Consider the following 19,035-nt stretch of genomic DNA (forward strand, 5'->3'; position numbering starts at 1 on the left):
CCCGATGTCTCCTGCACGAATGCGGGAGACATGAGGCAAAGCCTTAGACCACGGCATCCTTCAGCACCTTGGCTGCGCTGAAGTGAGGCACGCGCTTGGCAGCTATCTGCACCGGATTGCCGGTCGCTGGATTGCGACCAGTACGCGCTGCACGCTGCGCAGTACTGAACTTGCCTAATCCGGGCAAGGTCACTTCTCCGCCTGACCTCAACTCAGCTTTCACAATCTCGGCTTGGGTATCCAAGACAAACTTGATAGCGGCCTTGCTGGTGCCCGTGTTGCTAATGTTGGCGGCAATGGCGTTGATGAGTTCTGCTTGATTCATGGTGTTGCTCCTTTCGTTGGTTGGGTAAATCGTTAATCTGCTACAGGTGGTGATCCAGACCACGGGCTACTTCCGACCCAGCGTCCGTTCGTGTACCCACATGCTGGCCACGATGGCGATGGGGCCTGCCAGCAGGTAGGCCAGCAGGGCGGATAGGTTGCCGTCCGGGATAGAGCGCAGGATCACCAGATTGCCGCCGCCGATGGCGAACGAGGTCAGCATCGCGGCCTTGTAGTGGCCTTGATTCACGTTCTGGCTCTGGAAACCGAGCGCAAAAACGGTGGCGAACGTGCCTAAGAAAACAATCAGCGCGTTCATGTCACACCGCCGCAATATCAAGGCTGATCGGGCGGTACTGGTCGGTATCACCGACGCGCTCGTACACGCGGAAGTAGGTCTTGCTGCCCGCCACCTGAATGCTCTCGCCAATGGCCAGCATGGCGCGGTTCCACTTTTCATCCTTGATGTCGAGTCGGCGCAGGCTCAGGATGCGCGCGGAGTTCACCCGTCCTTCCTTGTCCACTTGGAACGCATCGTTGATGAGTGCGCGGATCTCGGAGCGCGACCCTTGGCTCCATTCGTGGATGCACTGGTCAATCAGCTCTTTGGCGACCTGCAAGCGCTCGTCAAAGGTCAGCGATTCGGCCACGGCCCGCTGCACCTTGAAACGGCCATCGAAGCTGAGCAGGCTGACGTTGCCTTTGATGCCGCCCATCTTCACGCCGTATTTCTCGCCGCTGAGCTGGATGAAGGCTTCGATATCGCCGAACACACCGGCCTTGAACTGCGCCAGCGCCTCCGATTGAGCTTTGGCCTTGCCGACGATCTCGCGTACCAGCTCGTCGCGCACCAGATCGATCTCGCGCACGGTATCCTTGGGCCACAGCGCGCCCTTGGCATCCTGCATATATCCCTCTGGGATGGGTTTGGTTTCGGTAATGCTCATCATGGTCTCCTATGGGTGGGTTTTGGTTTTCAAGCGCCCCAGCTCGGCCTTCACCGATTCTGGGATGGATGTTCTCTTTTGCTCGGGCTGAGCGGGTGCTACAGGTTGATGCGCTGCCACGCTTCCGACAGGTGTATGGCCTGCGCGCTTGGCCTCAGTTCTAGCTTCCTGTGCGCCCTCAGCCTTGCTGCTGTAACCAGCAATAATGGCCAATAGGTAGCCATGGGTCTTGAGCGGCAAGGTGATCCCTCCAGGGCAGCCTCTGGGCTTGGCCAGCATCTCTTCCAGCGCCATGCGCCAGTAGTCCTGCGGTGCTGACCAAGTGCGACCATTACGTTCGATCTTGGCCTCAGCGATCATCGGCAGCAGCTCGTTGAGCAAGGTGGCCACACGGTCGAACGAGAGCTGGCGAGAGGCTGGACGGAACAGGCCGAGGTACTGCACCAGCAGCTTGCCGATGGGCGCAGGCATGGCCAGCGCCGCCATCACCGCCTCGCGCGCACCCTCGTTGCCAAGCAGCACATCAAGGCTGGCCGTGGCTCCGCAGGCTGGGCAGGAGGTACGCATTACGCGGCCATCCTTCGCTCTTTGCACAACATCTTGCGGCGGATATTCTGCTGAGTTTGCTTGCGGCGGCGCTGCTCTTGCTTTTGCCTCTTGGCATCGGCCTCCGCGTGCATCGGCTCAGGCTGAGCGGATCGGCGGCTAGGGCACGCGGCACGACCTGCCTCGGTCAACCGATACAGTCCATCTACCTGCTCAATCAAACCTAGCCTGCCCAGCTCAGTCAGCCCGCCATTGGAGGTGGGCCAGCGCTCCCTAATTGTGGCGGGCTCCATCGGCCCGGCTCTTAGCGCGAGTAGGGTGATACCAAGCGTGCTGGTGGGAGTGATCGGTCTCATGCGCCCCTCCGCTCGGCATAGACCATACGACGGCCTTGGCACTGATCCGCCTTGGCCTTCAACGCTTGGTTTTCCATTTCCAGCTCGGCGACGTAGTCCATCTTGGCAAAGAAGGCCAGCACCGCAACGAAGGCCACGATTCCCAGTAAAGTCTTGAAGTTCTCGTTCATCTCACGCTCCCTTAGGCAAGGCCTGCAAGCACAGCGCTTGGCGTGCCACAAAATCCACCATGTCGCAGCTAAGCTGCTTCCCTTTGCGCATCTGCTGCATCGATGCGATCAGCCCCTCAACCAGCATCCGTGCGCTACCTTTGCAGTATTGATACAGCCGCACCACCACTTCATCCGGCACCTCTTCCGTGCCGAATCCGGCCTGTACCAGGGCGGCGGCATCATCTTGGGTGATCTGGCGCACCGTCTCCGGCCAGAAACCAGTGCGGCTGCGGATTTGGTCAAATTGCCCATGAGCAGGCTTGATCAGGCCGGACAAGTGTTCGGTACCCACCAGCAAAATGCCCACGTTGGCGAGGTCGCGCAGACGGCGCAGGGTGTGCAGCTGGTGCGGTGTCAGCGTTTCAGCCTCGTCCACGATCAGCAGGCTATCGGTATTGCGCAGCGCATCTACCACCGCATCAAAACGGCTGGCGATGCTGCCCTTACCGCTGTATCCGGCAATGCGCACCGACAGGTCACGGATCAGGCTCTGCGGGGTCATCGTCGGTGTGGCTTCGATCAAATGCGTGTTGCTGTGTTCGGCAGCGTAATGCTTGATAGCAAAGGTCTTGCCGGTGCCGACATAGCCGCTGAACACGGCGAAGTTGCGATTGCGCCGCGCCATCGCGCAGCAGGTCTGCCCCAGCTTGAAAACGCTGGTCTCGACTGGAGCTACGGCATCTGAGGTGGTCTCTTCCGCGTGGCGCATGGCCGACTCCACCGAGGCGAGCTGTTTGCTGGGGCTGGTGATGTAGTTGCCATTGATGATCTGATTCAGCGTACTGGCGGGCACCCGTGCCAGCCGCGCCAGCGCAGCCTGCTTGTAGGAATGCTCGGCCATCCAGAGGTGGATACGCTCCACCAGCGCGATATCGGCGGTGGTGTAGTGGGTTGGATACGTCTTCTGCGTCATGCTGTTCTCCCTTAGTTAAAATCGTCCAAACTGAAATCGTTGTGCTCGATACGCTGCGCTTCCCCCTCCAGCGCAGGCAGCGCACCCTCGGCTAGTGCCTCGGCATCGAACACGCGACCGGCGCGAGCCATCTGCTCATCCATCTTGCGTTCCAGACGCTTGATAGCGTCGGCGGCACGGTTCTGGCGTTTCTCTTCCAACCGGCTTGGTGCGATCGCATCAATGGCGGTGATCAGATGTGCATCGCAGATCCAGCGGCCATCCAGCGTGCGCATCACCGCCACTCGGTCATCCATCAGGTCATATTCAAGCAGCAGCTTCTGGCCATTGAAGGCGTGCAGATCGACGTGCTTGTATTCGCGCTTGCCATGTTTGACTGAGGCACGCTGTACGGTGAGGGTGACAGCCTGACGCTTGAGTTCGGTGACGCTGGCGTGCGGCGGGATCGGCACCAGCTCTGACCACAGCGACACCCTGCTGATGCGCTTATCTTCTGGGTGTGGTCGATGGGCATAGCGCACCAGCCAGGCATCGAATGCTTCGGTGAATTGAGCCAGCGTCGGCAGTGCCAGCCGACCAGCCTTGATCTCACTCACCGTCTTGTTCAGCGCCTCGGGAGCCATGTCGGTGCCGCAGTAGAGCTGTGGCATCCACAGCTTGAGGAAATCGTCTTTCATGCCGCGAAAGAAACGCTCCACCCAGCCCTTGCCGTGCGGGTTGCCGGGGATGGCATGGATGATCTGTTGCACCCCGGCACGGGCGTAAAAGCCGGTCAGGTCATCGCTCATCAGCTTGTTCTTGTAGCCCGATCCGTTATCCACGTAGATGAAGGGCGGCACATGCCCCCAGCGGGCAAAACACTCCGCCCACATGTTCTGCACGGCATACGTGCCCTCGTGCTCATCAGCGCGCCAGCCGACACAGATCCGGCTGCGCATATCAATGGCGACCGTCAGCTCAGGCCGCCAGATGTCGCCGGTGACCGGATGCGCCAGGTACACGTCGGCGCGATAGCCGTCAGCGACATAGACATCGCCGGGCAGCGCGTTCTCGGTCGAGCGGCGGATGTACGCCTTTTCGGTCAGTCGGTATAGGTTCTTGCCAATACGGGCGGGGCTGTTGCGTCCTAGCATGGCGGGTACTCCTGTTAAGTAATTTCGAACTTGGTCATAGGTGACGGCGAAGCCATCTACCTCCACCAGTCGGCGATGCACCGCCGACATATCCGGCTTTCCGGGATTGTTGTAATACTCCAGCGCTGGCCCCCACCATCCGGCCGCTTCAACCACGCGCCCCTTGTGATCGGGCAGCAGCGCGGTGACACCGCCTTCGCGGTGCTGGGCGCACCACTCGCAGATCGCTGAGCGAGACGGCATGGCACGTCCAGCCTTGGCCGACCCTGCCAGCGCCACCTTGACGTGCGCAGGCAACAGGCCAGATTCAGCGCGTGCCATCAGCAGCGAGACGGCATTGTTTTGCGACACACCTTGATTGCACTGTTGCAAAATGAAGCTCACGACAGTCTCGCGGCTCTGAGCCACTTGGCGGGCGCGCTCGGTAGCCTCACGCCAAGGATCGCGCTGACGCAGTGCCAGCACTTGGGCAGTGGAGATCACCACCTTCCCGCCGCCCTGTGGCGGCTCTATCCTCTTGACCATTTGCGCCCCCCGCATGGCTTACTCTCCGTCCGCCTTGTTTTTAGAGCCTTTAGGGCGGCCACGACGCGGAGTTTCCTGCACACGCTGCGCTTCACGCAGGGCACGCTGCCCTTCGTAGCGGTTCTCGATCAGAGGTTTATTTAACAGCCAGTCGGCAGCCTCATAAGGCAACAAGATGTGCTGGCTCATTTGGCGCGATGGCAAGCCGAGCTGCTCTTGGCGGTCCAGCTCGCGCAGCTTCTCCAGCATGTCTAGCCCAGTAGCTACCGCGTTATGCGCCACGATCCACACCTGCTCCAGACGCAGCCGCGCTTCGTCTGAGCCTCCCGGGGTGCTCAACTCCTCTTCAAACAGCTTATGCAGGGCATTCAAAGGCAGTTCAGCCTCCAGTTGCAGCGCCATACACTCGGCGCGCAGCTCTTCCGTGCGTAGCTCGAATTGCGTCAAGCGCTGCTTGGCCTCGGAGAGTCGCTCAACCTTGCGCTGCGCTATCTCCAGCTCGGCTTCGTAGTTTTTTTCACGGCGCTTGAGCGCAGCCACTTCATCCTTGAGCTGGCGCACCGTCATCAGCTCAGCCTTGCCGATCAAGCCTTCGCCGGTCTGCGCTGCCTCGTCGATCACCTCTTGCGGCAGTGAGGCCAGCAGCATCACTTTCACCTTACCCAGCGCCAGCACCTCATCCACTTGGCCAGCGGGCAGACGCATCACGAATTTGGCGATGCGCATGGATTCGTAGACGCGCTGCATTTCGAGTCCGTTTTGCTCCACCCACCCGATAAAACCGCTGCCATTTTCAATTTCCGATGTTCGGAAATTGATTCCCTTTCTGTCTCCACCGTGACCAAGCGACAGCAGCTCCTGCGCCCGCAGAAATGCCAGCCCGGCACGGGTGATTTCGAACATGGCGCGGTTGATGGAATCCGATCCGATGCGCGCCAGCACGCCGAGATCGTCGCTATCCACACCAAAGCGCACGGCGATCTGGGCTACCCCACTCGATTCAGTTGTCACGATGTTGCTCATGCTTGCTCCTCAGTAAACTCAAATTCAGGTTGATTGTGTTTTTCGACGTTGCCCTTGTGCCATGCCAGCCCCTCCATCGCCTGCTGGATGCCGGCAAGCGCGGTATCCGCATCCGTGCGCTGGTCGTAGAACTTGAGCAGGTTGCCCACGGCGGTGTGCAGCAGCTCTTGCAACACCTGCATGTCGGCGGCAGTGGCATCGCGCCCAGTAGGCGCTTCGATCACCAGGAACCCGGCGCTGGTAGCCAGCCAGCGGGTAGCGAAGTGGATGCCGCAGATGTGCTCGTAGGCGGGAATGGACGATGCAGGCATCCGGCCAGTGGACAGCCACTTGTAGAGCAGGTCTGCGCTGACATCCATCAGGTCGGCGATACGCTCCACCGAGTAGCGCTTCTTCTCCAGCGCGTAGTCCTTGCACAGCCGCAGCGCATCGCGCAGGCTGGTGGGTTGCACTCGTTTCCAATTTCTCCGCATTTCAGAAACGGCCTCCCGCCATGCCGTTCCAAACAAATAACTGTTCAGAATCAATAAAATTCATTGTTGGCACGTAGAATGTGAAGCGTCTAGACATGATCAGCAGCTCCGAACAGACAGCTGCTCAACGCGCAAAAGGAGACGTACCATGCACAATGCTCAGCAAAGAACAGATCAGTATCCAAAACACGTTTCAGCCCGAGCCGACGCGCTGATCGCAGCGCTTGACGAAGCGCAATGTCGCCAGCTATACGCTGAGCTGCAAACCATAGACGTGCAGGAATGGACGGATTGGCTCGGCGCTGCCCGGAAAGAGATCGCTCGATATGACTCGCTAACTCCCGCTGAGCGATCTGCCCAGCTTCGAGCGCCTGCTGATACTTCTGCTCCAGCCTCGCCTTTGCGCCTGCACCATGCCATTGTCTTTTTAGAACTATGGCGCGCTCGAATGCAGTTAAAATATCTGCACTTGCCGCCGTCTGGCCTTCCGCTGGATACGCCGGAGCGGCATCGGGAGATGCTGCTGGCTGCGATGGCATCGTTTCATGATTACGATTTAATGGACCTGTGGCCGTTTGCGCTGCCGAAAGGGTTTGATCCGATCCCGTTTCGGCGCTGAGCTTGGCTTTCAGGCGTGCTAAGGCTGCCTCGTAGCGGCGGATGCGCTTCCGCTCAAGCTCGCTAGCACTACAGATTCCTTGTGCATTGGGCATGGCAGCTCCTAGGCGGGAAGATTCTCGTGATCGGCTTTCAGGCCTAGCTTTACGGCGATTTCATGCGCCTTGCCGTACTTGGCCTTAGCTTGACCATTTAGCACCCGATACACCTCACCACGGGTATAGCCATGAGTAGCGGCCCACTCGGTGAAGGTGATGCCGCGTTGATGAAACTGTTGTTTAACTTTTTCTGGGGTCATTGTTATCGCCTCTCGTAGTGCAAAGATGATTTATGTTTGATGTGCGTAATTTACAACCATGTAAATAGCATGTCAACCAATTTGCGTGGTTTTATTTTTACTGTGACTTGAGAGTTGACTTGAATGAGAAATGACGAGCACTACTACTCGGTGGCAGAGCTACTACAGCTCAAGCTTCCAAACTATCCGCTGACAAGGCAGGGATGGGATACGCTCGTCAAAAGAGATGGCTGGGAATTTCGAGAGGTTAAAGGTTTTGGTGGTCCGGGCGGCATACGTAGAGAATACATGCCGCCGAAAAATGTCATGTCTCTAATTGACAACCATGTAACTCTCGGCGTTAAAGAAATGCCCGGTGTCTATGTGAGCAACTCACTGGAGCCGGGGTTCATCGAAGTCCCCTGGGCAAGCGCGGCAGCGGGTCATGGTCGTGACAACAATAGCTCCGTGGCAAAGCTATCTCTACGCGAGGCGTGGATCCGCAGCGCACTGGGGATATCCCCAGCGCATCTTGGGTTAGTCACAGTCACGGGCGACTCTATGTACCCGACACTGGTGCATGGCGAGGTGGTGTGTGTGGATACCGGAGTCACAGAATTCAAGGACGATGCTTGCTACGTTATCAACATCGGTGGATTTGAGCGCATCAAGCGCCTACAACTCATGACCAACGGCAATGTCCTCATCAAGAGCGACAATGACCACGTAGAGCCGGAAAATCTAACAATGGATGAAGCCATGTCACTCAAGGTGATCGGCCTAGTTTTGCCCGTGAAGCTTGGGTTTTTTAAACTGTAATAGGGAGCAGAAATGAGCAAGTTAATCGAGCAATTTAATTCCTATCCACTTTGGGTAAAACTAATGCCTGCTTTGATCGTACTTCTCAGTGGCCTTTTGGCGGGTGCGCTTATCGATTTGAAAAAATTCAAGGCAACAGCGATGCCGGATGTGCAAGCCTCGGTTTCCAAGCCCGCCAATCCTTCGGCAACATCCAAGGCTGAGGCAGAGAAGTGGTACCAAGATTTCAGAGCGGCCAAGGACAAAGTGTTTGATGGCCTATTTATCAAGAAAACTGACGAACATAGGCAATTCAACCAAGAAACGACACAGCTTACCCGCCGTGCTGAAGCACTTTTCGGCGAGCCATTCACATCTGAAATTGCCGTGTGTACTCAGGCATCTATAAGCCTTCAGGAGGTCTGGAGGAATATCGCCGAAATTGGACGAACAGGAAATGTCGATGAAACAGTTCCAAGCCATATTGCAGTGATGGCGTGGGGGGGCGGCGAAAAATACCCAGCCTGTCTTGATCAGATAGATAAATTGAAATAATTCCTCTATGAAAGAATCCATATGAAACGTGACTTTGAGCTAATCCGCAAAATCCTTCTAGTGGTCGAGGCTACTCCGGCTGGAACAACTCCCATCGAGGTTGATTCCGTGGAAGGCTACGACGAAGCCACGGTCTTAGGACACGTCGATCTGTTGATCGACGCGGGTCTGCTAGAAGGTCGCGTCCTTCGCAGCAACGAAGGCATTATCGGGGTAGCTATCCGTAAAATTACTTGGGACGGTTGTAATTTCCTTGATGCAGCAAGAGATAACGGCCTATGGAAAAAAGCATTTTCAACCGTAAAAGAAAAGGGCGGAGCCATGACTTTTGATGTTTTGACTGAGATGTTGAAACGCCTTGCACAGTCTGCGGCTGGCCTCTCTTGAGGTCTTCGATGCAATGATAAATTTGCATGGCACCGAACCTGAGCGCCTCTTTGCCAACCGGGTCTGTTTCGTCGCTTCCATTGCAGGCCATAACTGTCATTCGATGCGTCCAAAAGTCAATTAACACTTGCTGGTTGTCGGTATTTTGCATGGTATCGCCATCCTATTTTCAGTAGCCTTATTGAATAGCATTCACCGCCCAGCATCAGGGCGGGAAACATTTCCCGCCTCATAACCCAACTCGCGCGCGCGTAATCTCCCACCATCAACTGATGGGAGGCCGCGATGGCTCGCAAGATCGAACGTATCGTCATTCACTGCTCGGATAGCCCGAACGGTCGCACTTTATTCACCGGTAAGCCCGGCGACAAGAACTTCACCACCCCGCTGCACGAGATCGACAACTGGCACCGCGTGCGTGGCTTCAAGCGTCTGTCTGGTTGGCGTCGGGTGCAAGAGCCAACCCTTACCAGCATCGGTTACCATTTCCTGATCTATGTCGCTGGGGCGGTAGTCGGTGCGCGCCATGTGGACGAGATCGGCGCGCACGCTCAGGGCTACAACGCCACCTCGCTGGGCATCTGCATCATTGGCAAAGACAAGTTCACCCGCGCCCAGTGGGAAGCCCTGAAGCGCCTGATCGAAAGCCTGCAAGCCAGCTATCCAGGCGTGGAAATCGTCGGCCATCGTGGCCTGCCCGGCGTGAGCAAAACCTGCCCGAATTTCGACGTGGCCGCATGGCTGGCGGGCGGCAAGCAGCCGCTGGCTGGGCATGTGCTGCTGGATGAGTCGGTGGGGAGCGTAGCGTGAACGAACTCCTCAAAACCATTCTCCCCTGGATCGGCGCCGCCGCCACTGGCAACGTCCCGCAGCTGGTCGGCATGGCTGCCACGGCCATCGGTCAGGCCATCGGCGTAGAGGTCGAGCCCAACCAGCGCGCTATCCAGCAAGCCGTGGCCTCAGCCACGCCCGAACAACTCGCCATGCTGCGTCAGGCGGACAACGACTTCGCCCTCAAGATGCAGTCGCTCGGCTTCGCCAATCTGGAAGAGCTGGAGCGTGTCGCCGCCGGTGATCGCAAAGATGCCCGCGCCCGCGATGTCTCCCTGCATCTGGCGGGGTATCGCAACCAACGCGCTGATTTGATGGTGATCGCCGATGTCATTGGCCTGATCGCCTGTCTGGTGGTGCTGGCGGTGTATCGGAACGAGATTCCGCCCGAAGTGATTACCCTGCTCACCACCGTCGCCAGCCTGTTTGGCCTATGCCTGCGCGATGCACATCAGTTCGAATTCGGCAGCTCGCGTGGCTCGCGCGACAAAGACGAGCTGCTGGCCAAAGCTCCCTCCATCAAGTAGTAATTGATATGTCTATTCCAACCGTCCCCGTCTCGATATTGCTGCATGACCAAAGCGGTCTTCCGATGGCGGGCGTACGCATCACGGCGATGCTTAATCGCAATGAGTTGTACAACGGGGTGGTGGTGCCAAAAGAAGCGGCTGTAACTACTGATGCATCTGGTGGCGCCGTATTGAATCTTTTTCCCAACCAGCTGGGTACACAGCAATCGCAATACGTGATCAAGATTCAGCACGGTGGTAAGTCAAATCAATATACCGCTACCGTGCCCAATGCGCCGTGCGAGCTGAAAAATATTATCGACATGCCTGCTTACCCAGGTAAGCCAGACGGGCAACTGGCGATAGATGCCGCCATTGCAGCGGCAGGGCAGGCTGGAGTATATGCAACTGCATCGGGCAGTAGCGCGAGCGCTGCGCATACCTCGGAGCTGAACTCAGCCACCTATGAAGCCGGAGCGCTAAGCCATAAGAACGCCGCCGCGCTGAGCGAGGGCAACGCGCACACCTCGGAACTTGCCGCCGCCACCCATGAAGCCGAAGCGCTGGCACACAAGAACGCTGCCGCCGCAGATCGCGTAGCAACCGCAGCAGACAAAGTAGCCACCGACACTGATCGCACACAGACCGCCGCCGACCGCGCTCAGGTGGCGCTTGATGCCGCCGCGACCGCAGGCAATGCTACTGCTACCGCTGCCGACCGCACGCAAACTGGGCTGGATCGCACGGCCACGGGTGCAGATCGTACCGCCGTAGCCGCTGACAAGGCCACCGTAGCGCTAAACAAAACATCGGTTGATGGCACTGCCGTGGCTGTGTCCGCCAATGCCGCTACTGCGACCACCAAAGCCAACGAATCCGTCTCCGCCCGTGACCAAGCCATCGCAGCCAAGGATCAAGCTCTTGCCGCTTGGGTATCTGCCATGCAGCCAGCCGAAACGCTGCCAGCAATCAGCAAGACGTTCCACACTTCAACCACCATCGTTCAGCAGATCGTCTATGACGCTCGCCAAGACTCTGACGGCGGCCAGTGGCGTAAACGCTGCCAGAATACGAGCTGGTACAAGGAGACAATTAACAGTAAGTGGCTGGGTGAGGCGGCTACCGCAGCAGCGGCTTGGGGTCTGACGGGCGCAGTGACTGGCGCGTATTTCCACAACACGACCGATGGCAAGTTCTACACGCTGGGAGCTGCATCGCCTACCGTCGCTGAAACCTTCCTAGGTAATCGCCGAGAGTTCCCTGAATCCGGCATTGCATTGATCGATACGATTACGGGAGTTGCGCGTGTCTGTGTGTACGACACGACTGATCCAACCGTTCCGATGTGGCGCGTGTTTTCCTATGCTGGTAAAACGATCACATCGGTGGCCTATCGAAATGGCTGGCTGATCGTGGGTACATCTACCGGCCTATTCGTGGAAAAATTGATCTCAGACGATGTCGGTCTGGCCGAAAAATACACTACGGCAACGACACCAGCGATTATCAGCAACACTATCAACTCCGTCGCAATGACCGTCGTCGCCGATGCGCCTATCGACATAGCGACTGGATTGCCTGTGCCGACGATTGCAGTAGCTACGGCTGGTGGCGTGAGTGTGATTAGGCACGACGGAGTGGTGGTGAATAGCGCCTCTATTGCAGTTTCTAATGCCATCCGCATAGATAAGTTACGCAGGGTCTGCGTTCAAAACTATGGCAGCGAATGGTATATGTCGGCAGCTATGCCTTTATCCGCATCGTTTGCGCTAACGGGCACATTTTATGCCAACAGGTTCCAGCCCGTTGGGTACAGCATCTCCGCTGCCCAAGAGGGAGCGCTTGCAACAGCTAATGGTGGGGTTTTGAAGTATGTACCTAGTGACTCCCAATCAAATGGACTAGCAGCACGTATTACCAACACCTACAACTCTGGCTGGCAGGTAGGCGACTCCCGTGGCGCATGGCTGGCTGATTCGGTGGCTGAGACGGTGAGTGCGCCTGAGTTGGTTGTAAATGGAACTTTCAATACTGACGTAAGTGGGTGGTCGGTTCCTGCATCTGGAAATGGCAGTTCAGGCACAGTCTCATGGGGTGCGGCAGGAGGTTTGACGATTACGAGGGACGCAGTGGTTGGTAATGTGTACGTTGCGGCTCAACAGATCGTGTCCGTAGTCGTAGGTAAGACATACATTTTCAAAATTGCACGAACTAGTGCCCCACTTGCAGGTGCAGCGGCGCATCTAGGTAACTTTCAGGGGGACTCTTCACTAGGAGCGAATATCGGATTAAATGTTTCACAAGGAGTACAACAATCCTACACGTTTATAGCTACATCAAGCTCCCTATACATCACCGTGTTTTGCGGCTTCGCAACTCCTAATGTATCCGCAACCTTCGACAACATCTCCGTCAAAGAAGTCGCAGCAGATCGCTCAGTAAAGAACAACGGTCTCGGCATCGTCGGCTCACTCACAAAATCCGCAGTAGCTACTGGCGCTCAACTGATGGCGTGGTCTGGCTTCAGTGCAGCCAATTACCTAGAGCAGCCTTATTCTGCCAATCTCGATTTCGGGACGGGGGATTTTTGCTTTCCTATGTGGGTCTATGCAACCGCTGCCAATCAAACTGCTACGCTATTCACGCGATGTCCAGTGGCTTTATCAGGCAACGCATTGGCGCTGAATCTGGTGGCAGGCTTGTTGCAGTTAGGTAGGTCAATCGCTGGTGCAGCTTTTACCAATACCACCTTTGGCTATACGTTACCTGTCAACGCTTGGACGCTGGTTAATCTTGCCAGAGTCTCAGGGGTAATTTCACTGCGTATCAATGGCGTTCAACAAGCCACGACCATTGCCGACACCAACAACTATACCAACGCCTCGGCAGTGTTTACCGCAGGCACTGACTACACCCACGCTGCACCGTTCACTGGGTCTATGGCTCTAGTGCGATCCTCTGCCACGCCAGCAAGTGCAGAGCAAGGTCTGTTCCGCTACGAAACAGAGCGAAAGCTATTTGAACCGAATGCACAGTGCCTTATCGACGGAACCTCAACAGGCGTGACTGCTCTGGCTGCCGATGATGTAACTGACCTAATTCACGTTGGCACTTCTTGGGGGCGCAGCACATTCAAAAACCTGATACGAGTCGAGTCTGAAGCTACCACCAACGGTGCTGCTAAATCTTACTCTGTGTATGACAAACAGCTCATCCAAGCAGGTGCGACTGGCTCGAAAATCACCGTGCCAGCCAAGTCCATCAGAGATGAGCTGAACCGTGCAGCCGAGCAAGCGGCCATCCTGGGACTCAAGCCGCAGCCAGTGGATTTCACCGCTACAGCAGGCCAGACCGCGTTCAAGCTGCCGCTGGGAATGAAGCCGCTAAATGAGGTGATGAAGAACGGCACTAGCTTAAGGCTAACCACCAGCTACACCACCTCGTTCGATGGATTCTGCTGGTCAATCAATCTAGTCGCTGCCGCCGCCCTGAATGACTGGGTGCAGGTGATGTGCGTGAGGGAGAATAAGCAATGATTTACATCGACGACCTACCCGATGACGTAGCCATCAACCAGCGCGTGATCGATGCAATCCGCTCGACGTATTCCGAGTCGCAGGAATTGAAGGTCATGCGAATGGCGCTGGCCTACCCGAACGACGCAGAAGCACAGGCGAGATTTGCTGAATACAACACGTTCGTGGAACAGGTCAGGGTAGAGGCGGCTAAGGCGAGGGTTGGCGTGGTGGCATTGGCGGAACAGAGGGCGATTGAGGCTGCACAAGCCGCTCAGACACCGCCTACAGTTGAGGTGCCCGCACCGTGAAGCGCATCAAATACTACGCCTGCCTAATCTCCGCCTTCGTGACAGGCGGCATCGGGTCAGCGTGGTGGCACGGGGATGTGCGCTGGCTGCTAGGGTTTTTCTGCGCAGGGGTAATTATATCTGCGCTGACTCTGATGGGAGCCGATGAGCGCATCGGGACGTGGCATTACGTGATGGTAGTGGTTTTTTCAATTTCAATATTGATTATTGGCTGGATAGGAGGATTTTGTGGGTGATAAAGACAACGGGTTAGACAGCGGCGGTGTAAGCAACGCCCAGATCATGCGCAGTATTGGTGAGCTGACTGGCTCGGTGCAGGCCCTGCATCAGGGATTAACCGCACGCATCGAAGACATGCGCGCTGATATTCGGCGACTGGATCAAGCGTCGAATGATCGGATGAATCGGATTGAAGACAATTTAACCGACAAGATTAAAGATCAAGGCGATGGCATCAATAAGCGCATTGATGATTTGGAGCTGAATGTCGGTGACAAGATCAAAGGCCTCGGCACCCGCGTGACCGCGCTGGAGAATGAGGACAAGAAGATCATCGAGAAAGTGGCCAAGCTCAGTGCGCTGGGTGGCGGGGTCGGCGGCGCGCTGGCGGCGGCAATGGTTGAACTGATCAAGCACATCCCACACTGATGGCTCACTCTCAAGACACCCGCGACCGCGTGCGCCAGCTCTACGTTGAGGGGCTTCCTCTCAATGGAGCCGCTGTATCGTGCGGCGTGAGCTACGACACTGCGCGTGACTGGAAGTCTGCTGCCAAGAAGAAAGGCGATGACTGGGACACAGCGCGCACAGCCTATAAGATCAGTGGTGCCGGGATTGATGATCTTAACCAGCAGCTGGTGGAAGATTTCGCCCGCCAAGTCATCACCACTACACGCGAGCTGGAAGAGTCGAAAATTCCAGCGGCGCAGAAGGCCCAGCTGCTCGCCCAGCTGGCCGATGCCTATGCCAAGTTCAGCAAGGCGTTCGCGCGGGTGAATCCGCAGTTTTCTGGACTGTCGGTCGCTTTGGACACGCTCAAGACCATCGCCGACCACCTGCGTCTAAAAGACCCCGCCGCTTTGAAAGCACTGCAACCGCACTTTGAAGAGGTGGGAGCGATCCTTGGGAAGCGGTATTCCTGACAATCATTTATAGGAGAAACACTATGACAACGCTGAAACTACTGCTGGACGCGCTGCACGAGAGCACCGACCTTTCCTCGGCAGAAGAGATCAAGAGCGCGGTCGCGCTAATTATCGAAGTGCAGTCGATGGACAGCGCGGAACGTGACTGCATTCGTGCTGGCTACAAGTACGGCCCGCTATTCGACGGAGATGTGCCAAGCAAGGGAGGACGCGACCAGCTGCTAGAAAAGGGCTATATGGCTAAGGTGGTCGTGAAAGGCGAGGACGGCTACAACGCCTGCACTAACAAAGGGGCGTGGGCTTACAGACTGCTGGAAGCAGGCGCATAACTGAATCAATATGACTGAAGATCGCGACATCAAGGAAGTTCGCAACTGGCGCGAGTTCGAGATCGAGCTGGCCAAGCTGGGCGAGGACATCCGCAGCCAGATTGAGCTGGAATGCGAGGCGTTCCTCACTGATCCAGAGGCTAGTCGCGCACGGCGTGAGCGCGCCTGGAATGATTACGGGTTCTTCTGCCAGACTTACTTCCCGCACTACGTCCCTACACCGCACTTTTCGCTGTTCCAACAGTTCATCTTCAAGCGTCTGCCGGAAGTTATCGACGGCGCCGCCGATGGCCGTGAGGTGCACGAGGCCCCGCGCGGTGAGGCCAAATCTACCTACGAAACCCAGCTCGGCAGCCTGTGGTGCATCGTGACCGGTCGCAAGCACATGATCGGCATCATCATGAACACCGAGGAGCAGGCTGCCGAAATGCTGGAATCCATCAAGGCCGAGCTGGATACCAATCCACGCTTGGCGATGGATTTCCCTGAGGCGTGTGGCCAAGGCCGCGTGTGGCAGGCAACGACGGCAATCACTGCCAACAACGTCAAGGTGCGCATCGGCGGCACCGGCAAGAAGATTCGCGGCATGAAGCATGGCCCGCATCGCCCCGACCTGATCTTTCTGGACGATCTCGAAAACGATGAGAACGTCAAAGATAAGAAGCAGCGCGACAAGATCGAGAAGTATGTCCTGTCGGCGGTCATCGGCTTGGCTGGCCCCGGGGGCGGCATGGACGTGTTCTGGGTCGGCACCAGCCTGCATTATGATGCGGCGATCAACCGCGTCGCGCGGGCACCGGGCTGGCGGCGGCGCATCTTCCGCTCCATCATGCAGTGGCCAGACAACATGGCACTGTGGGAGCGCTGGGAGGCGATCTACATCCGCTCCGGCGAGGATGATGAAAAGGATGCCGCCGAGGCAGAGGCGCTGGCGTTCTACCAGCAAAACAAAGCCGCAATGGATGCCGGGGCGGTAGTGTCGTGGCCACAAGTGCGCCCACTCTATCGCCTGATGTGCATGCGCGCCACCGATCACGATGCTTTCAACCAGGAACAGCAGAACGAGGCTGGGAATGATGAGACGGCTCCGTTCAAGGGTGTTCAGTTCTGGATCGACCGAGACAACGACTGGGCATTCTTCGGTTCGCTTGACCCGTCCTTGGGCAAGCAAGGCGCGGCACGCGATCCCTCGGCGCTGCTGGTGGGTGGGCTGAATCGCAAGACGATGAAGCTGTCTGTGGTCGAGGCAGACATCTGCCGTCGCGTGCCCGACCTCATCATCAGCCGCGCCATCGAGTTACAAGTTGAATATGGCTGCATCGCGTGGGCAGTTGAAACCGTCCAGTTTCAAGCCTTTCTGTACAGCGAGCTGATCAAGCGCGCCGCGCTGGCCGGCATCTCCTTCCCGGCAATTCCGGTGACACCTAGCACCGACAAAGGGCTGCGTATTATCAGCCTGCAACCGCATGTGTCCAATGGCCAGATTTTGCTACATCGCTCACAAAGCACGCTGATCGAGCAGCTCAAGTTCTGGCCTGAAGCTGACCATGATGATGGGCCGGATGCGCTGGAAATGCTGCACACGCTGGCCACGCAGTTCGGCGGCGAGTGGCAGTACACCTCAGCGGCGCGCCCCCGTAACCAGATGCGCAGCTCCAGCCGCCGCAGTAGCAACCATGATGATTGGGATGATGATGACTAAAAAGAGAAAGGCCGCACTGGCCAGAGTAAACAAATCCGGGCTTGACCAACTGCAAACCGGCGCTCGCTCCATGCAGGGTAATACTGTCAACTACATGAGCGTGAACACGCTCGACCCGTCCCGCTTGGCCAGCGCGTTTGCGCAGGCTGATCAGGGCTTCATCTCCGATCAGGCCACATTGTTCGAGCTGGTCGAGGAGCAAGATCCACACATATTTTCCGAGCTAGCTAAGCGCCGCCGTGCCGTGACCGGGTTGGGCTGGAAGCTGGAGCCACCCAAGGATGCAACTCAGGCTGAGATCGACCGCACTGCCGAGCTGCAAGACATGCTCGCCAGCATTTCCCGGTTTGAGGATGCGCAATACGATCTCACCGATGCCATCGGCAAGGGATTCGCGGCGATGGAGATCGACTGGAAGACGGGCAGCGAGTGGCTGCCGCAGGCGCTGAACTTCATCCCCCAGCGCAACTTCCAGACCGACCGCGACACAGCAGAGATTCAGCTGCTCAAGATGGGGATGCCGGAACCGCTGCGAGAATGGGGCTGGGTGGTGCATGAGCACCGCGCAAAATCAGGCTACATCGAGCAGTCCGCGCTGTTCCGCGTGCTTGCCTGGACGTATGCCTATAAGGCATACAACATCCGCGATATGCAGCGCTTCCTTGAGGTATATGGATTGCCACTGCGTCTGGGTAAATATCCAGCAGGCATTGGTAAAACCCAGCGCGACGAGCTGCTGCGTGCCGTGCGCAATATCGGCTCGGATGGTGCCGGTGTTGTCCCGGCCAATATGACCATCGACTTCATTCAGGCCGCTGCCAAGGGCAATGTGGACGACTTCCTCAATGCGACGGCCTATTGGGAAAGCAAGCAGTCCAAGGCCATCCTTGGCGGAGAGTTGGACGGCAAGACCACCTCCGAAGCGCGCATCATGATTTACGACAAGGTGCGGCGCGAGATTCTGCTGCATGACGTGCGCCAGATCCAGCCCACGATCAACAATCAACTGGTGCGTCCGATTGTGCTCATCAACGGCCTATTCCCAGAAAACCGGATGCCGAAGTTCATCTATGACACCGAGGAAACCGTCGATCAGGCCAAGATGGTCAAGGTGCTGAATGACGGCGCCGCGATGGGCATGGAGATCGATGTCGATTACGCGCATCTAGTCACTCAGATTCCGCGTGCAAAAGAAGGTGCGAAGCTACTGGTGACGGGGAACAGCAAACCTGCCAATACACCACCCACCACCCAGCCTGCCGACGCGGCACTGGTACGCTTGGCTATGCTGGCCAGTGAAGCCAAACAAACCGACGTGACTGGTATCTACGCCGCCAGACTGGCCGCATTGTCCGCCCCGCACGAAGAGGTACTGACCCAACAGATCGCCGCCATCGTGGCCGAGTCGAGCGACTTCGACGAGGCGCTGGACAAGATCGCCGCGCTGACTGCATCGCCCTCGAAAGAATGGACGCAGAGCATCGCGGAAGGTATGGCAGCGGCGAATCTGGCTGGGCGGGCGGATGTAGGGGATGGGAAGTGATGGAAGCTATTAAGTGGTATCAGTGGTTGTTGGTGATTTTCACTTTTGGGGTGTTTCCGCTTT

The 19,035-nt window shown here is 57.3% G+C and carries 24 protein-coding genes; 13 read left to right on the top strand and 11 right to left on the bottom strand.

Features of this window, described 5'->3' with window-relative positions; all coding sequences use genetic code 11:
• Positions 1-43: 43 nt before the first annotated feature.
• The 11 genes from DM08_RS07400 to DM08_RS07450 all read right to left on the bottom strand — a co-directional run bounded on the left by DM08_RS07400 (position 44) and on the right by DM08_RS07450 (position 7,368).
• Positions 44-355: an HU family DNA-binding protein gene (locus DM08_RS07400; protein ID WP_255358314.1), complete on the bottom strand. Its 312-nt coding sequence runs from the start codon at positions 353-355 to the stop codon at positions 44-46.
• Between the two features lie 36 nt (positions 356-391).
• On the bottom strand, positions 392-643 hold the full coding sequence (locus tag DM08_RS07405) for a hypothetical protein (RefSeq protein ID WP_035384008.1): 252 nt from the start codon (positions 641-643) through the stop codon (positions 392-394).
• Between the two features lies 1 nt (position 644).
• Positions 645-1,271 (bottom strand): DUF3164 family protein, encoded by a 627-nt coding sequence (locus DM08_RS07410; protein ID WP_035384009.1) that lies wholly within the window; start codon positions 1,269-1,271, stop codon positions 645-647.
• A gap of 9 nt (positions 1,272-1,280) precedes the next feature.
• Positions 1,281-1,838, bottom strand: coding sequence for a hypothetical protein (locus tag DM08_RS07415; RefSeq protein WP_035384010.1), 558 nt, complete (start codon positions 1,836-1,838; stop codon positions 1,281-1,283).
• Between the two features lie 331 nt (positions 1,839-2,169).
• A complete protein-coding gene (locus tag DM08_RS13030; protein WP_161780274.1) occupies positions 2,170-2,343 on the bottom strand; it encodes a hypothetical protein in 174 nt (57 codons plus the stop codon).
• Position 2,344: 1 nt separating this feature from the next.
• Positions 2,345-3,298 carry an AAA family ATPase gene (locus tag DM08_RS07425; RefSeq protein ID WP_035384012.1) on the bottom strand — a complete coding sequence of 318 codons (954 nt, stop codon included), beginning with the start codon at positions 3,296-3,298 and terminating at the stop codon, positions 2,345-2,347.
• Between the two features lie 11 nt (positions 3,299-3,309).
• Positions 3,310-4,956 carry a transposase domain-containing protein gene (locus DM08_RS07430; protein ID WP_237560244.1) on the bottom strand — a complete coding sequence of 549 codons (1,647 nt, stop codon included), beginning with the start codon at positions 4,954-4,956 and terminating at the stop codon, positions 3,310-3,312.
• Positions 4,957-4,974: 18 nt separating this feature from the next.
• Complete coding sequence (locus DM08_RS07435) at positions 4,975-5,979, bottom strand: hypothetical protein (RefSeq protein ID WP_051937953.1); 1,005 nt, start codon at positions 5,977-5,979, stop codon at positions 4,975-4,977.
• Positions 5,976-6,431, bottom strand: coding sequence for a hypothetical protein (locus DM08_RS07440; RefSeq protein ID WP_202593385.1), 456 nt, complete (start codon positions 6,429-6,431; stop codon positions 5,976-5,978). The genes DM08_RS07435 and DM08_RS07440 overlap by 4 nt, the downstream gene beginning before the upstream one ends.
• Positions 6,432-6,541: 110 nt before the next feature.
• Positions 6,542-7,165, bottom strand: a complete 624-nt coding sequence (locus DM08_RS12865) for a hypothetical protein (RefSeq protein WP_152555805.1) — start codon at positions 7,163-7,165, stop codon at positions 6,542-6,544.
• Positions 7,166-7,173: 8 nt separating this feature from the next.
• The gene (locus DM08_RS07450; RefSeq protein ID WP_035384015.1) at positions 7,174-7,368 is read right to left on the bottom strand and encodes a DNA-binding protein; all 195 of its coding nucleotides are present in this window, start codon (positions 7,366-7,368) and stop codon (positions 7,174-7,176) included.
• 123 nt (positions 7,369-7,491) lie between these two features.
• On the opposite strand from DM08_RS07450, the gene DM08_RS12285 reads away from it, so the two are divergent.
• The 13 genes from DM08_RS12285 (at position 7,492) to DM08_RS07515 (ending at position 18,972) form a co-directional block, all read left to right on the top strand.
• A complete protein-coding gene (locus tag DM08_RS12285; protein ID WP_051937955.1) occupies positions 7,492-8,166 on the top strand; it encodes a S24 family peptidase in 675 nt (224 codons plus the stop codon).
• A 12-nt stretch (positions 8,167-8,178) separates the two neighbouring features.
• On the top strand, positions 8,179-8,700 hold the full coding sequence (locus tag DM08_RS07460; protein ID WP_035384016.1) for a hypothetical protein: 522 nt from the start codon (positions 8,179-8,181) through the stop codon (positions 8,698-8,700).
• A gap of 21 nt (positions 8,701-8,721) precedes the next feature.
• Entirely contained in the window at positions 8,722-9,087 is a 366-nt protein-coding gene (locus DM08_RS07465) for a DUF2513 domain-containing protein (protein WP_035384017.1), read from the top strand.
• A 285-nt stretch (positions 9,088-9,372) separates the two neighbouring features.
• The gene (locus tag DM08_RS07470) at positions 9,373-9,897 is read left to right on the top strand and encodes an N-acetylmuramoyl-L-alanine amidase (RefSeq protein ID WP_035384018.1); all 525 of its coding nucleotides are present in this window, start codon (positions 9,373-9,375) and stop codon (positions 9,895-9,897) included.
• On the top strand, positions 9,894-10,445 hold the full coding sequence (locus DM08_RS12290) for a hypothetical protein (RefSeq protein WP_051937957.1): 552 nt from the start codon (positions 9,894-9,896) through the stop codon (positions 10,443-10,445). Before DM08_RS07470 ends, DM08_RS12290 begins: the two co-directional genes overlap by 4 nt.
• 8 nt (positions 10,446-10,453) lie before the next feature.
• Positions 10,454-13,963, top strand: a complete 3,510-nt coding sequence (locus DM08_RS07480) for a LamG-like jellyroll fold domain-containing protein (protein ID WP_035384019.1) — start codon at positions 10,454-10,456, stop codon at positions 13,961-13,963.
• Positions 13,960-14,253, top strand: a complete 294-nt coding sequence (locus DM08_RS07485) for a hypothetical protein (protein ID WP_035384020.1) — start codon at positions 13,960-13,962, stop codon at positions 14,251-14,253. Before DM08_RS07480 ends, DM08_RS07485 begins: the two co-directional genes overlap by 4 nt.
• Positions 14,250-14,489, top strand: coding sequence for a hypothetical protein (locus DM08_RS07490; protein ID WP_035384021.1), 240 nt, complete (start codon positions 14,250-14,252; stop codon positions 14,487-14,489). Before DM08_RS07485 ends, DM08_RS07490 begins: the two co-directional genes overlap by 4 nt.
• A complete protein-coding gene (locus DM08_RS07495; RefSeq protein ID WP_237560245.1) occupies positions 14,482-14,901 on the top strand; it encodes a hypothetical protein in 420 nt (139 codons plus the stop codon). Before DM08_RS07490 ends, DM08_RS07495 begins: the two co-directional genes overlap by 8 nt.
• A complete protein-coding gene (locus DM08_RS07500) occupies positions 14,901-15,395 on the top strand; it encodes a DUF1804 family protein (protein WP_035384022.1) in 495 nt (164 codons plus the stop codon). The genes DM08_RS07495 and DM08_RS07500 overlap by 1 nt, the downstream gene beginning before the upstream one ends.
• Positions 15,396-15,418: 23 nt before the next feature.
• Entirely contained in the window at positions 15,419-15,727 is a 309-nt protein-coding gene (locus DM08_RS07505; RefSeq protein ID WP_035384023.1) for a hypothetical protein, read from the top strand.
• Positions 15,728-15,737: 10 nt separating this feature from the next.
• Positions 15,738-17,429, top strand: coding sequence for a phage terminase large subunit (gene terL / locus DM08_RS07510; protein ID WP_035384024.1), 1,692 nt, complete (start codon positions 15,738-15,740; stop codon positions 17,427-17,429).
• Positions 17,422-18,972, top strand: coding sequence for a DUF935 domain-containing protein (locus DM08_RS07515; protein WP_051937971.1), 1,551 nt, complete (start codon positions 17,422-17,424; stop codon positions 18,970-18,972). Before terL ends, DM08_RS07515 begins: the two co-directional genes overlap by 8 nt.
• The last annotated feature ends 63 nt before the right edge of the window (positions 18,973-19,035 follow it).

The sequence above is a fragment of the Ferriphaselus sp. R-1 genome (genome assembly GCF_000746095.1).
Lineage (GTDB): Bacteria > Pseudomonadota > Gammaproteobacteria > Burkholderiales > Gallionellaceae > Ferriphaselus.

Excerpts from the sequence above, each read along its gene's own strand:
- DM08_RS07405 (WP_035384008.1), bottom strand. The coding sequence starts at position 643 with ATGAACGCGCTGATTGTTTTCTTAGGCACGTTCGCCACCGTTTTTGCG.
- DM08_RS07410 (WP_035384009.1), bottom strand. The coding sequence starts at position 1,271 with ATGAGCATTACCGAAACCAAACCCATCCCAGAGGGATATATGCAGGAT.
- DM08_RS07415 (WP_035384010.1), bottom strand. The coding sequence starts at position 1,838 with ATGCGTACCTCCTGCCCAGCCTGCGGAGCCACGGCCAGCCTTGATGTG.
- DM08_RS13030 (WP_161780274.1), bottom strand. The coding sequence starts at position 2,343 with ATGAACGAGAACTTCAAGACTTTACTGGGAATCGTGGCCTTCGTTGCG.
- DM08_RS07425 (WP_035384012.1), bottom strand. The coding sequence starts at position 3,298 with ATGACGCAGAAGACGTATCCAACCCACTACACCACCGCCGATATCGCG.
- DM08_RS07430 (WP_237560244.1), bottom strand. The coding sequence starts at position 4,956 with ATGGTCAAGAGGATAGAGCCGCCACAGGGCGGCGGGAAGGTGGTGATC.
- DM08_RS07435 (WP_051937953.1), bottom strand. The coding sequence starts at position 5,979 with ATGAGCAACATCGTGACAACTGAATCGAGTGGGGTAGCCCAGATCGCC.
- DM08_RS12865 (WP_152555805.1), bottom strand. The coding sequence starts at position 7,165 with ATGCCCAATGCACAAGGAATCTGTAGTGCTAGCGAGCTTGAGCGGAAG.
- DM08_RS07450 (WP_035384015.1), bottom strand. The coding sequence starts at position 7,368 with ATGACCCCAGAAAAAGTTAAACAACAGTTTCATCAACGCGGCATCACC.
- DM08_RS12285 (WP_051937955.1), top strand. The coding sequence starts at position 7,492 with ATGAGAAATGACGAGCACTACTACTCGGTGGCAGAGCTACTACAGCTC.
- DM08_RS07460 (WP_035384016.1), top strand. The coding sequence starts at position 8,179 with ATGAGCAAGTTAATCGAGCAATTTAATTCCTATCCACTTTGGGTAAAA.
- DM08_RS07465 (WP_035384017.1), top strand. The coding sequence starts at position 8,722 with ATGAAACGTGACTTTGAGCTAATCCGCAAAATCCTTCTAGTGGTCGAG.
- DM08_RS07470 (WP_035384018.1), top strand. The coding sequence starts at position 9,373 with ATGGCTCGCAAGATCGAACGTATCGTCATTCACTGCTCGGATAGCCCG.
- DM08_RS07480 (WP_035384019.1), top strand. The coding sequence starts at position 10,454 with ATGTCTATTCCAACCGTCCCCGTCTCGATATTGCTGCATGACCAAAGC.
- DM08_RS07485 (WP_035384020.1), top strand. The coding sequence starts at position 13,960 with ATGATTTACATCGACGACCTACCCGATGACGTAGCCATCAACCAGCGC.
- DM08_RS07500 (WP_035384022.1), top strand. The coding sequence starts at position 14,901 with ATGGCTCACTCTCAAGACACCCGCGACCGCGTGCGCCAGCTCTACGTT.
- DM08_RS07505 (WP_035384023.1), top strand. The coding sequence starts at position 15,419 with ATGACAACGCTGAAACTACTGCTGGACGCGCTGCACGAGAGCACCGAC.
- terL (WP_035384024.1), top strand. The coding sequence starts at position 15,738 with ATGACTGAAGATCGCGACATCAAGGAAGTTCGCAACTGGCGCGAGTTC.
- DM08_RS07515 (WP_051937971.1), top strand. The coding sequence starts at position 17,422 with ATGACTAAAAAGAGAAAGGCCGCACTGGCCAGAGTAAACAAATCCGGG.